This window comes from Vibrio gallaecicus, assembly GCF_024347495.1.
In the GTDB taxonomy this organism is placed as follows: Bacteria; Pseudomonadota; Gammaproteobacteria; order Enterobacterales; family Vibrionaceae; genus Vibrio; species Vibrio gallaecicus.
Genome location: NZ_AP025490.1, coordinates 988,080 through 1,000,716 on the forward strand (window position 1 = coordinate 988,080; position 12,637 = coordinate 1,000,716).

10 protein-coding genes and 1 pseudogene are annotated in these 12,637 nt (G+C 41.0%); 8 read left to right on the forward strand and 3 right to left on the reverse strand.

Annotation, left to right across the window (positions count from 1 at the left end):
- Positions 1 to 248: 248 nt before the first annotated feature.
- Entirely contained in the window at positions 249 to 1,055 is an 807-nt protein-coding gene (locus tag OCU78_RS04425; protein WP_137372792.1) for a 4'-phosphopantetheinyl transferase family protein, read from the forward strand.
- Positions 1,056 to 1,075: 20 nt separating this feature from the next.
- Here OCU78_RS04425 and OCU78_RS04430 read toward each other — a convergent pair whose 3' ends face one another.
- Positions 1,076 to 1,483, reverse strand: a complete 408-nt coding sequence (locus OCU78_RS04430; RefSeq protein ID WP_137372354.1) for a thioesterase family protein — start codon at positions 1,481 to 1,483, stop codon at positions 1,076 to 1,078.
- 344 nt (positions 1,484 to 1,827) lie between these two features.
- Between OCU78_RS04430 and OCU78_RS04435 the strand changes: the two genes are divergently transcribed.
- The 3 genes from OCU78_RS04435 to OCU78_RS04445 all read left to right on the forward strand — a co-directional run bounded on the left by OCU78_RS04435 (position 1,828) and on the right by OCU78_RS04445 (position 5,066).
- Positions 1,828 to 2,823: a TRAP transporter substrate-binding protein gene (locus tag OCU78_RS04435; protein ID WP_137372355.1), complete on the forward strand. Its 996-nt coding sequence runs from the start codon at positions 1,828 to 1,830 to the stop codon at positions 2,821 to 2,823.
- Positions 2,824 to 2,927: 104 nt separating this feature from the next.
- Positions 2,928 to 3,701 carry a TRAP transporter small permease gene (locus tag OCU78_RS04440; protein ID WP_137372356.1) on the forward strand — a complete coding sequence of 258 codons (774 nt, stop codon included), beginning with the start codon at positions 2,928 to 2,930 and terminating at the stop codon, positions 3,699 to 3,701.
- Positions 3,702 to 3,704: 3 nt separating this feature from the next.
- Entirely contained in the window at positions 3,705 to 5,066 is a 1,362-nt protein-coding gene (locus tag OCU78_RS04445) for a TRAP transporter large permease (RefSeq protein ID WP_137372357.1), read from the forward strand.
- A 261-nt stretch (positions 5,067 to 5,327) separates the two neighbouring features.
- Here the strand turns inward: OCU78_RS04445 and OCU78_RS04450 are convergent, their stop codons facing one another.
- Both OCU78_RS04450 and OCU78_RS04455 read right to left on the reverse strand, forming a co-directional pair.
- Complete coding sequence (locus OCU78_RS04450; protein ID WP_137372358.1) at positions 5,328 to 6,677, reverse strand: sigma-54-dependent transcriptional regulator; 1,350 nt, start codon at positions 6,675 to 6,677, stop codon at positions 5,328 to 5,330.
- A gap of 11 nt (positions 6,678 to 6,688) precedes the next feature.
- A complete protein-coding gene (locus OCU78_RS04455; RefSeq protein ID WP_137372359.1) occupies positions 6,689 to 8,530 on the reverse strand; it encodes a sensor histidine kinase in 1,842 nt (613 codons plus the stop codon).
- Between the two features lie 200 nt (positions 8,531 to 8,730).
- Here OCU78_RS04455 and OCU78_RS22935 point away from each other — a divergent pair.
- From OCU78_RS22935 to clpX, 4 genes and pseudogenes are all read left to right on the forward strand, one after another.
- Positions 8,731 to 8,910 (forward strand): annotated as a pseudogene (locus OCU78_RS22935) (hypothetical protein); the annotation flags it as partial.
- Between the two features lie 285 nt (positions 8,911 to 9,195).
- Positions 9,196 to 10,494, forward strand: coding sequence for a trigger factor (gene tig / locus OCU78_RS04460; protein ID WP_137372360.1), 1,299 nt, complete (start codon positions 9,196 to 9,198; stop codon positions 10,492 to 10,494).
- Between the two features lie 104 nt (positions 10,495 to 10,598).
- Complete coding sequence (gene clpP / locus OCU78_RS04465; protein WP_137372361.1) at positions 10,599 to 11,225, forward strand: ATP-dependent Clp endopeptidase proteolytic subunit ClpP; 627 nt, start codon at positions 10,599 to 10,601, stop codon at positions 11,223 to 11,225.
- An 83-nt stretch (positions 11,226 to 11,308) separates the two neighbouring features.
- Positions 11,309 to 12,589, forward strand: coding sequence for an ATP-dependent protease ATP-binding subunit ClpX (gene clpX / locus OCU78_RS04470; RefSeq protein ID WP_137372362.1), 1,281 nt, complete (start codon positions 11,309 to 11,311; stop codon positions 12,587 to 12,589).
- Positions 12,590 to 12,637 lie beyond the last annotated feature (48 nt).

A 12,637-nucleotide genomic window follows, 5' to 3' on the forward strand; every position in this document is an offset into this window, starting at 1 on the left:
GTTTTTGTAATCAACCTTTAATAGTGATCTGTTCTGTAAGGAAAAATACATATCGATTTTAAATTTGTTATGATTCCGAATCTTAACTTTTGTCTGAAATATAAATGGTATTTGTCGTTTTGTTCTGGCTGATATACAGAGAAATGTGGGCGGTGATGTTTTGTTCGCCTTTTGCGTGTTTTTATAAATGAGAATTTGACTTGAATAGCATTCAAACTGTTGACTTATGGTTGTGCCCACTCGAAGAAATGAATGATGAATCGGATGTTATTGCTTGTTTAAAAAATCAGCTACCTGAAGATGAAGTGATGAAAGTTGAGCGGTATCGAATGCCTACAGCTCAGCTTCAAGCTTTATATGTACGTAATTATTTACGGGCGGTTTTATCAACTTACGGTTTTTATCAACCTGAAGAGTGGCGATTTGAATATGGCGAAAAAGGAAAGCCAAGTTTGATTGCCGAACAACATAAAAAAACAGGGCTGAATTTCAATATTAGCCATAGCAAAGCTCATTTGTTAGTTGCGGTTTTCCAAAGGGAAGGGGAGCCAGTTCAATTGGGTGTTGATATCGAACATGCGAGAACGTCAACTAACATTGATGCGATCATGAAGCATTACTTTTCAGATAAAGAGATCACGGATTTACTTGAACTAAATACAGAAGAGCAAAGAGAGCGTTTCTTTGATTTATGGGCTTTGAAGGAGTCATATATCAAAGCGACAGGAAAAGGGTTAGCCACATCGTTGCGAAGCTTTTCGTTCGACTTCTCTAATTTGACCAAGCAAACATTTTTGACTATGCAAACATTGTTGAGCAAGGAATCAGCGGAATTCGGCTCATCGGATGCTAAGCCAGGGTTGTATCGCGAAATCAGGCTACATAACGGAATCAGGTTGGATTTGGATTCTTCTGAGCAAGACGATGTTTCTACAAGTTGGCAATGTTGCTTAGGGCGATTGGATGACCAGTATCGTTTTGCGGTTACACTTGGTGGGGAGAGTCTTCCAATTCAATTAGAGATGAGGACCTTTTCGTCGTCTCATCTCTTTTAAGCTAGACAGTTGAGAAAGAGTTAGCTCGTTTCTCCAAGCATCGCTTTTAATACTTCAGCAGGCACAGGCTGAAGTTGTTTGTCTTTATCTAGGCAAACCATTTCAATATCACCAATCACTGCTGGTTTTGCTGCACCTTTACGCCAAACTTCCTGTCGCCATAAAGTCTTATATTTTCCATCAAGTTCAAAAGAGGTTCTGATATCGCAGATCTCTGCAAACTCAACTCCATCTTGGAAAGTCATGTTGGCTTTATACACGGCAAAGCCTAATCCGTGCTCATTCCACAATTCTGCCAATTTATCGCTACCCAATACATGCTCGCGCGCACGCTCGAAGTATTTTAGAAAATTTGGATGATAAACCACACCTGAGTGATCGGTATCTTCATAGTAAATTTGTACTGGGTGATGGTAGATCTTACTCATTAACTTGGGCTCTTCAAATGAAATAGGGCTAAGAATGTCAACTAAGCCAGCACTCTACAGCAACAATTAAAAGTACTTCAAGACATCAACTCTGATAAACCTCTTGGTCTGACCTCATGTATTCACTATATGTTGGTGGGCTTCCACCCATTTAAGATTTATCTATGTGTCATTTTCCACCCATTCACATCACTCATCATTTTCGATGGCGCGGGATTTAGAACTGCGATCCCTTATGGTTAAAGGGCTGTTAATATTTTGTTACCTGTTGGCTTGCTAATTGCTCTATAGAAAACGTGCAGTACCCATAGAAGGGACTGTTTTGTTTAATAAGGAGAATAATAATGTTTAAGCCTCTTACCCTATTGTCTGTATCGATTCTGGCTGTTACGAGTTTTAATGCTGCTGCGAACTGTGACCCTGGTGAAATCGTGATTAAATTCAGTCACGTAACGAATACAGATAAGCACCCGAAAGGCATTGCTGCCTCATTGCTAGAAGAGCGTGTAAACACTGAGATGAATGGTAAAGCTTGTATGCAAGTTTTCCCTAACTCAACACTTTACGATGATAACAAGGTTCTGGAAGCCCTTTTAAATGGTGATGTTCAAATGGCAGCCCCATCGCTGTCAAAATTTGAGAAGTTCACTAAGAAATACCGCATTTTTGACCTTCCTTTCTTGTTTGAAGACGTTGCGGCTGTCGATCGTTTCCAAAACTCAGAATCAGGTGAAAAGCTGAAGAATGCGATGAAACGTCGTGGTCTTAAAGGTTTGGATTTCTGGCATAACGGCATGAAGCAAATGTCGGCCAATAAACCCTTGCTGAACCCTGGAGATGCAAAAAATCTAAAGTTCCGTGTTCAAGCGTCTGACGTATTGGTTGCTCAATTTGAACAGCTTGGCGCGAACCCTCAAAAGATGTCATTTAAAGAAGTGTATGGCGGCTTGCAAACAAAGGTTATCGATGGTCAAGAAAACACTTGGTCAAACATCTACGGTAAGAAGTTCTTCGAAGTTCAGGACGGCGTGACCGAAACTAACCACGGCATTCTCGATTACTTAGTTGTGACATCGAATGACTTCTGGAAAAACCTGCCAGATGATGTCCGTGATCAGCTTGGTACGATTGTCAAAGAAGTATCAGCAACTCGTAATGCTGAGTCTTCAAAAGTGAACCTAGCGAATAAGAACAACATCATTGAAGCCGGTGGTGAAGTTCGTACATTAACGCCAGAACAGCGCCAAGCTTGGGTGACTGCTTTACAGCCAGTGTGGAAAAAGTTTGAGAAAGATATTGGTTCTGACCTTATTGATGCAGCTATCGCTTCTAATAAGTAATTGAACACTTTTTCCCATTGATGTAGGGACGAGTAGAGGAGTGGCTTTCTTTGTCACTCCTGATTTTACCACTCCGACAATAGAAATTATAAACGGAGCAGATTATGGAACAGCCTCAAGTGGAACAGCCCAAAACAGAACAATTAGAAGAACTCTCTTTTTTTTCTAAAGTCGGAAAATTTACGGATGCAATTGAAGAGTCTTTGATTGCGTTTTTCTTAGGAGCAATGACCTTACTCACTTTTGCGAATGTGGTTTTTAGATACGCATTCAATGACAACATTTTATGGGCATTGGAACTAACAGTATTTATGTTTGCCTGGATGGTGCTGGTGGGCGCTTCTTATGGCGTGAAAAAACATTTTCATATTGGTGTCGATGTCATCATTAATATGGCCCCAGAACAATTACGTAAAACATTTGCAGTGATTGCAGTCACCAGTTGTTTAGCCTTCTCAATTTTACTGTTTATTGGGTCATGGAATTATTGGTACCCGTTTGCGACTGAACGAGCGTGGTATGAAACGGATGATATTCCTATGCCAGAAATGCTGCAGTTTATGTCTGATTGGTTGAATGAAGGTGAGCGATATGAAAAATTGCCGCGGTTTATTCCTTATATGGCTTTACCAATTGGTATGGCATTGCTGACCTTTCGATTTCTTCAAATTGCTTATCAAGTCTTTACTGGAAAACTGGATCGTATGATTGCAGGTCATGAAGCTGAAGAAGATTTAGATGCGTTAAAAGCGTCTGTCTTAGAAGGCTCAGACGATGATGCAACGGCACCTCTAACTCAGAATTATCAATCAGAGCTCGCCAAGGAAAAGCTAGCGAAGGAAAAGCCAGCTAACACACCAACAAGCAAGGAAGACTAGATCATGGCAATGTTATTTCTATTTTTGATGGTAATTGCGTTCATGCTGGTGGGTGTACCAATTGCTATTTCACTGGGTTTATCCAGTATCATATTTCTTCTAATGCATTCAGATGCCTCTCTTGCTTCTGTCGCTCAAACTTTGTTTAACGCGTTTGCTGGGCATTACACATTATTAGCGATTCCATTCTTCATTTTAGCGTCGAGCTTTATGTCTACTGGAGGTGTAGCAAAACGTATTATTCGCTTTGCCATCGCAATGGTAGGTTGGTTCCGAGGTGGTCTAGCTATGGCTTCGGTTGTGGCATGTATGATGTTCGCAGCGCTTTCAGGATCTTCTCCTGCAACGGTTGTTGCAATCGGTAGTATCGTTATCGCTGGTATGGTGAAAAATGGATACTCAAAAGAGTTTGCAGCAGGGGTTATTTGTAATGCAGGTACGTTAGGTATTTTGATTCCGCCTTCAATCGTAATGGTTGTGTACGCGGCGGCGACAGATGTATCTGTTGGGCGCATGTTCTTAGGCGGTGTGATTCCAGGTCTATTGGCTGGTGTGATGTTGATGATTGCAATCTATATTGCGGCGCGCATTAAAAAAATACCGGCTCAGCCATTTGTTGGCTGGGGAGAAATGTTTTCTGCAGCAAAAGATGCAAGTTGGGGCTTACTGTTAATCGTTATTATTTTGGGCGGTATTTACGGCGGTATTTTCACTCCAACAGAAGCGGCGGCAGTAGCTGCAGTTTATGCGTTCTTTATTGCTAACTTTATTTATAAAGATATGGGTCCATTTGCTGATAAAGCAAACAAGAAGCCAGCATTGGTTAAAATCTTCCAAACCTTTGTACATAAAGATACAAAAGATACGCTTTATGATGCAGGTAAGCTGACCATAATGCTGCTATTTATCATAGCCAATGCTCTGATTCTTAAGCATGTACTGACGGAAGAACGTATTCCTCAAATGATCACAGAATCTATGCTCTCTGCAGGTTTAGGACCGATAACCTTCTTGATTGTGGTGAACGTTCTTTTGCTAATTGGCGGTCAGTTCATGGAACCATCAGGTCTTCTGATTATTGTGGCTCCGCTTGTATTCCCAATTGCGATTGCACTTGGTATAGACCCAATTCACCTAGGTATCATGATGGTAGTTAACATGGAGATAGGGATGATAACGCCACCTGTGGGACTTAACCTGTTTGTGACCGCCGGGGTCGCGAAGATGTCGATGATGAATGTAGTAAAAGCAGCCTTACCTTGGGTAGGCGTCATGTTCTTATTCTTGATTATCGTAACGTATGTACCTTGGGTTTCTACGTGGTTACCAACAACCTTAATGGGACCGGAAATTATAACGAAATAAGCACTTTGATGTGAGGTGTTCGAGGTGACATTATCTAGGTGAAGTAGCGGAAGCTATTATTTGGTTAACGACATAAAAAAGCCCTGACAAGATTCGTTTCTTGTTGGGGCTTTTTACATGGTCTTAATTGTTTGCTTTCTAATTCAAGGAGGGGCAACTCACGAGAAATATAAAGCAAGGTTATCATTATGCGTCTAAGGCAGTGACATCTAAATGATGTACTAATCATAGAGCAGATAAGATGAATGAATTGTGAATTTTTTATTCAAGTTCAGTTTTATACTTATCTTTATCTAAACCATATTTTTGCATTTTGTCGTAAAGGGTTTTACGCGCAATATTTAGCTTGTCCATGGTGTCTTTTATACTGCCGTTACATTCGATCAAGGCGTGTTCTAAAGCTCGCTTTTCAAATTCAGAAACTTGTTCAGTTAGAGATAAATCGGCATTTGTTTGTGCACATTGATCGCCTAGTTGAGCTATCTTTCCTAACAGTACAAAGCGTTCAGCCGTATTGCGAAGTTCACGAACATTCCCCGGCCAATCGTGAGCGAGTAAAGTGTGCAGCTCAGTTTTTGGTAACGCAGTTGCCGTTTTCCCATAACGAGCCGCTGCTACTAAGAGGAAGTGATGGAATAGAGCTGGAATATCCTCTTTTCGACTTCTCAGTGGTGGTAGGTCGAGCGTTACAACATTCAAGCGATAATATAGGTCTTGTCTGAATAAGCCCTCTTCAGCTGCTTGCTTGAGGTCGACCTTAGTTGCTGCTATCACTCGAATATCAAGAGGAATGAGTGTATTTGAACCTACTCTTTCAATTAATCGTTCTTGCAATACACGTAATAACTTAATTTGAGCTTGCATTGGCATCGACTCAATTTCATCTAAAAATAATGTGCCACCTTGAGCAAATTCAAACTTGCCGACTCTTTTGCTATCCGCCCCTGTGAATGCCCCTTTTTCATGACCATAAAGTTCACTTTCTAGAAGGTTTTCTGGAACTGCACCGCAATTGACTGCTACAAAGTTTTGTTCTCTTCGACTACTTTGTTCGTGAAGGGAGCGAGCGATAAGTTCTTTGCCTGTGCCTGTTTCACCAAACAATAAAATATCCGCATTGGTATCGGCGATATGAGAAATGGTAGCCCGGAGTTCTTGAATGCTTGGAGTGTCGCCTATGATCCGCGGACCAAGGGTTTGGCTGGCTTTCAAAGAGCGTTTGAGTGCTTGGTTTTCAATAGTCAATGTGCGTTTTTCTATTGCTCTTTTGGTAGTATCTAGCAGGCGATCATTTGAAAAAGGCTTCTCAATAAAGTCATAGGCACCGCGGTGTATTGATTCAACTGCCATAGAAATATCACCGTGACCAGTAACCATTATAACGGGTAAGTCGGGGTCTTTATTAATAATTGTATTGAGCAAATCATGCCCTGAGATTCCGGGTAAGCAAATGTCGGTGATGACTACATGCGGCAGCCCATCTGCTTGTATCGCTAATAAAGCGCTTTCCGCATCCGGGAAAAATTGAGCATCAATATCGGCGAGTTCGAAGCTTTGTTCCACCGCTGCCCTTAAATCGTATTCATCATCAATAAAGTACACATGGCACATGCAATTTCCTTTTAATTATTCTTTTGGGAGTCACTGGTTTTTTCATTGTGCATTTCGCTGCTATCAACATCATCAGGCTTTACTGCTGGGAGTGAAATAGTGAAACGAGCACCACCAAGAGAGCTGTTACATGCTGTTAATTGCCCGTTCATTGTTTCCACAATTTGCTGAGATAGTGATAATCCTAATCCGAGCCCATTTTTTTTTGTTGTATGAAATGGTTCAAAGAAGGTTGATATTTTACTGGCTTCTACTCCCGGACCATTGTCATCAATATGGATAAGTAACTGTTTATCAATCGATATTTCTTGGGAAATTATAATCAGTTTATCATTCTGCTTTTCCATTGCCTGAATGGCATTCGTTAGTAAGTTGATTAATACTTGCTCCAGTTGAATTGGGTTTGCAAGCAAAGATACGTGAGTATCTAGGGGCGTTTCTTCAAGTGTGACTCGCTCAGTTTTCAGTTGAGGTTTCATGAGCTCTTTTGCTGAGCTTACAATGGGCTGAAACTGAACGAGGTTTAATTCATTAGTTGACGACTTTCGAGCAAAGGATTTGAGCTGCTGGCTGATTTTTGCCATGCGGTCTGTTAAGCCTGAAATCCGCGATAAGTTATCATCGACTCGTTCAAATTTTCCTTTGTCTAAAAATAATCGACCGTTATCCGCGTAGCTACGAATAGCTGCCAAAGGGTTGTTAAGTTCGTGGCTAATACTTGCGGACATTTGCCCTAATACGGCAAGTTTAGCTGCTTGAATCAGCTCGTCTTGTGTTTGCCTCAAAGCCTGCTCTGTTTTGGCTCTTTGATTGACTTCTGCATGCAATTCAGAGGTTCTTTCTAAGACTTGGAACTCTAATTTTTGTCTTGCAATCTCTTGTACTTTTTCAATCTGAAGAAGTTTTTGACGACGATGTTCGAGTAGTTGAAAAATGAGAAATAAAACCGCAAAGACTAGGCTGAGAATGACAAGGTAACCTACGAGATCCCACCAAACTAAATGGGTAGGGGTCAGTACTCTTATTGTCAGTTTTGGTTGCTCCAGTTGACGAGATGAAACAAAGAATTTGCCCTGAGCAAGCGTACTTTTTGAAGTAAGGATAGAGGCGGTCTTTTCGAGATCGCCTAGCAGGTTCAAGCTTTCTATTTCAGTATTTAAATACTGCCTACTATCTTTTATGCGTTGTAATACTGGTTGCTCAAGTGGTTGGAGGCTTTTAAATAGCCACTTGGAGTTGCTAGACATAAAGATGACCTGATCTTTGTCGTTTGCAACAAAATAGCTTTGTTTTCCTTTCCAGTTTTCTTCAATGGAGGATAAATCCATCTTTACCACAACCACACCTACAATTTCAGCCGCATAAGATACAGGGTAAGCATAATAATAACCCCGCTGACCAGATGTAGAACCAAGTGCAAAATACTGACTTTCGTCACCAATAATTGCTTCTTTAAAGTAAGGACGAAAAGCAAAATTTCTGCTGACAAAAGAGCGTTCTTTTTGCCAGTTACTTGAAGCTAAAGTTGTACCGTATTTATCAATTAAGTAAGTATCTGATGCGTGTATAACGCTATTTACATGTTTGAGGTAGCGGTTAGTTAGCTCTATCTGAGCGGAGTTTTCAGGGGCTAATAAGGCGTCTATCAGCTCTTTGTCTTTAGATAATAACTCTGGAATATGGGCGAATCTATCTAATTGGCTGGTGATATGGGCTGAAAAACGGTTAAGTTGAGATTGATGTTCAGAGAGTAATTGTTGATGGTTGAACTGCCAAACCCAGCGACCACCTAACACACAAAATAAGCCATAAACTATTAATAACAACCCTGAAAAGCGTTGGATCCTGGTCACTACATACTCCGTGTTTATTTATGATTCTCGTTTTGCCAACCGTTGATATTGTGATCTTCGTTTACTTGTCGTGATTAACTTTAAAGGTTGAATCTATGTGTATTTTTCATTGGCAACTTATAAAACCGCAAGAGATGGGAAAATATAGGTTAAGGGGTTGTAACGAGGATTGTTGAAAAAGTTATCGACTCTGAGGGGTAAAACAAGAGCAAGATCTCTTTTTAAGATTTTTGAGGAAAAAAGGTCTCGATTACCTTGAAAAAGTCGCTATTGTCCCCATTTCTAAGGTGCTTTGTGGTGTTTTGATTACTTTTATACCACTTAGAACGAGAATTAAGAGCATTCATTGCCTAGCAGAAGGGTTCGGCTCGACAGCGTGATAACAGATCGCTAGAATGTCGCGTCTAAATTTCTGTCCTGAGGCTAATCGGAGATACCTTTAATTACTCTATCGACAATGAATTTTGTTGAGTGGTAATCTCGAAAGATATCACTGATTAGTCTGGTACGAGATTGATATTCAATCTTAGTATCAATGCTCGATTTTAAATTAAGTGTTCGGATAGAGCACTACACAAGAATGCAGCCAACAACGCCCGCTTTTTAGAAAGCTAAGTTACGGCTCATATGCTCAGATAACCTGAGCCAGTTTTGAGGTTTATATAATGCAAGTTACTGTTGAAACGCTAGAAGGCCTAGAGCGCCGTCTTAATATTACTGTTCCTGCTGCTAACATCGAAGATGCAGTTACAGCTGAACTACGCAACATCGCGAAAAACCGTCGTTTCGATGGTTTCCGTAAAGGCAAAGTGCCAATGAAGATGGTTGCTAAAATGTACGGCAAAGCAGTACGTCAAGACGTGATGGGCGAAGTAATGCAACGTCACTTCATCGAAGCAATCGTTAAAGAAAAGATCAACCCAGCTGGCGCACCAACATTTGCACCTGTTGCAAACAACGAAGGTGAAGACCTAGTATTCAACGCAACTTTTGAAATCTACCCAGAAGTTGAGCTAAAAGGCCTAGAAAACATCACTGTTGAAAAACCAGCAGTAGAAGTTAACGAAGCTGACGTTGAAGAGATGATCGAAACTCTACGTAAGCAACAAGCAACCTGGACTGAAGTTGAAGCTGCTGCTGACGCTGGTTCTCGTGCAACTATCGATTTCATCGGCTCTATCGACGGCGAAGAATTCGAAGGTGGTAAAGCTGAGAACTTCCCACTAGAAATGGGTGCTGGCCGTATGATTCCTGGTTTTGAAGACGGTATCGTTGGCAAAACTGCAGGTATGGAATTCGAAATCGAAGTAAACTTCCCAGAAGATTACCACGCTGAAAACCTAAAAGGTAAAGCAGCTAAGTTCACAATCAAACTGAACAAAGTTGAGTCTCGTGAGCTTCCAGAACTAAACGAAGAATTCGTTGCTAAGTTCGGCGCAACTAACGGCGTTGAAGGTCTTAAAGCTGAAGTTCGTAAGAATATGGAACGTGAGCTTAAGCAAGCAGTTAAAAACCGCATCAAAGAGCAAGCTCTTGACGGTCTAGTCAACGAAAACAACATCGATGTACCTTCTGCACTAGTTGACCAAGAAATTGGTGTTCTACGTCAGCAAGCTGCACAACGTTTCGGTGGCAACACTGAAGCTGCTGACCAACTTCCACGTGAGCTGTTCGAAGAGCAAGCTAAACGTCGCGTAGTTGTAGGTCTTCTTCTTGGTGAAGTAATCAAGTCTGAAGAGCTAAAAGCTGACGATGAGAAAGTTAAAGCTATCATCGAAGAAATGGCTACAGCATACGAAGATCCAACAGAAGTTATTGCTTACTACGAGCAAAACGAGCAAATGATGAACAACATGCGCAACGTTGCTCTAGAAGAGCAAGCTATTGATGCAATCATCGCTAAAGCTCAAGTTTCTGATAAAGAAGTTAGCTTCAACGAGCTAATGAATCAGCAACCTGCTTAATATAGTAATATCTGATGTAGAAGGTTGACGTACTGTCGATAATTCTGCTAACAATGGTCCGTATGATTTATCATTCGGGCCATTTATTTTAGGGACATAAGAATATGAGCTACCAAGAAAAAAATACAATGCCATCTATTATGGACGCACTAGTTCCAATGGTGGTTGAACAAACTTCCCGTGGTGAACGTTCTTACGATATTTATTCTCGTCTATTAAAAGAACGAATCATTTTCTTAACAGGTCAAGTGGAAGACCACATGGCAAACCTTGTCGTGGCTCAACTGCTTTTCTTGGAATCAGAAAATCCAGATAAAGACATCTACCTATACATCAACTCTCCGGGCGGTAGCGTAACTGCGGGTATGTCAATTTACGACACAATGCAGTTCATTATGCCGAACGTAAGTACAGTATGTATGGGACAAGCATGTTCTATGGGTGCTTTCTTACTTGCAGGTGGTACACCAGGTAAGCGTCATGTGCTTCCTAATTCACGTGTAATGATTCATCAGCCTCTTGGCGGCTTCCAAGGTCAAGCGTCTGATATTCAAATCCACGCGCAAGAAATTTTAACGATCAAGAAAAAGTTGAACAAGCTATTGGCAGAGCATACTGGTCAGCCTCTAGAAGTTGTTGAGCAAGATACCGATCGTGATAACTTTATGTCTGCTGATCAAGCAGTAGAATACGGTTTAGTGGATTCAGTTCTTAACCACCGCGGTCAGTAATTGCATAGCGCAATTGTTAACGCAAATTAGTTAAAATTGATATACACTCAAATCATAGTGAGTAAAGGCTAAGAGGTTAGCGAATGACAGATAAAAGCAAAGAGGGTAGTAGTGGTAAACTGCTTTACTGCTCTTTCTGTGGCAAAAGCCAGCACGAAGTTCGTAAGTTAATCGCAGGTCCTTCTGTTTACATTTGTGACGAATGTGTCGATTTATGTAATGACATTATTCGTGAAGAAATCAAAGATGTTCTTCCTAAGAAAGAGTCTGAAGCGTTACCAACGCCACGTCAGATTCGTGAGCACCTTGATGACTATGTAATTGGTCAAGAATACGCGAAAAAAGTGCTAGCAGTAGCGGTATATAATCACTACAAGCGTTTACGTAATGGCGATACGACGGCTGAAGGCGTAGAGCTTGGTAAGAGTAATATTCTGCTTATCGGTCCAACCGGTAGTGGTAAAACATTACTTGCAGAAACGCTTGCTCGTTTCCTAGATGTACCATTCACAATGGCTGATGCAACTACACTAACCGAAGCGGGTTATGTAGGTGAAGATGTAGAAAACATCATTCAAAAGCTGCTTCAAAAGTGTGATTACGACGTAGCAAAAGCAGAGCGCGGTATTGTTTACATCGATGAAATCGACAAAATTTCTCGTAAAGCTGAAAACCCATCGATTACACGTGATGTGTCTGGTGAAGGTGTACAGCAAGCATTACTTAAGCTTGTTGAAGGTACTATTGCTTCAGTCCCACCACAAGGTGGTCGTAAGCACCCACAACAAGAGTTCTTACAGGTTGATACATCTAAGATCTTATTTATCTGTGGTGGAGCATTCTCCGGCCTAGATAAGGTGATTGAGCAACGTGTAGAAAAAGGTTCAAGCATTGGTTTTGGTGCAGAAGTACGCTCAAAAGATGAAGAGAAGACTGTGGGTGAACTATTCACTCAAGTTGAACCTGAAGATTTGGTGAAGTACGGTCTAATTCCTGAATTCATTGGTCGTCTACCTGTAACAACCACACTGACTGAGCTTGATGAAGAAGCTTTAGTTCAAATTCTTTGCGAGCCGAAGAATGCACTTACTAAGCAGTATGCGGCATTATTTGATCTAGAAGATACAGAATTGGAATTCCGTGATGATGCTTTACGCGCTATTGCTAAAAAAGCAATGGATCGTAAAACTGGTGCACGTGGTCTACGTTCAATTCTTGAAGGTGTGTTGCTGGAAACTATGTATGAGCTGCCATCTTCCACAGATGTGAGTAAAGTTGTGATTGATGAATCTGTAATCAACGGTGAATCTGAACCGTTATTGATTTACAGTAATTCTGACAATCAAGCTGCTGGTGCAGAGTAACCATTTTGATACGGAACGCTTAAATTAAAAAAGGAGGTAAGCAATTAC

Bases quoted from the DNA above. Each gene is read 5' to 3' on its own strand.
- OCU78_RS04425 (WP_137372792.1), top strand. From the start codon at position 249: ATGAATGATGAATCGGATGTTATTGCTTGTTTAAAAAATCAGCTACCT.
- OCU78_RS04430 (WP_137372354.1), bottom strand. From the start codon at position 1,483: ATGAGTAAGATCTACCATCACCCAGTACAAATTTACTATGAAGATACC.
- OCU78_RS04435 (WP_137372355.1), top strand. From the start codon at position 1,828: ATGTTTAAGCCTCTTACCCTATTGTCTGTATCGATTCTGGCTGTTACG.
- OCU78_RS04440 (WP_137372356.1), top strand. From the start codon at position 2,928: ATGGAACAGCCTCAAGTGGAACAGCCCAAAACAGAACAATTAGAAGAA.
- OCU78_RS04445 (WP_137372357.1), top strand. From the start codon at position 3,705: ATGGCAATGTTATTTCTATTTTTGATGGTAATTGCGTTCATGCTGGTG.
- OCU78_RS04450 (WP_137372358.1), bottom strand. From the start codon at position 6,677: ATGTGCCATGTGTACTTTATTGATGATGAATACGATTTAAGGGCAGCG.
- tig (WP_137372360.1), top strand. From the start codon at position 9,196: ATGCAAGTTACTGTTGAAACGCTAGAAGGCCTAGAGCGCCGTCTTAAT.
- clpP (WP_137372361.1), top strand. From the start codon at position 10,599: ATGAGCTACCAAGAAAAAAATACAATGCCATCTATTATGGACGCACTA.
- clpX (WP_137372362.1), top strand. From the start codon at position 11,309: ATGACAGATAAAAGCAAAGAGGGTAGTAGTGGTAAACTGCTTTACTGC.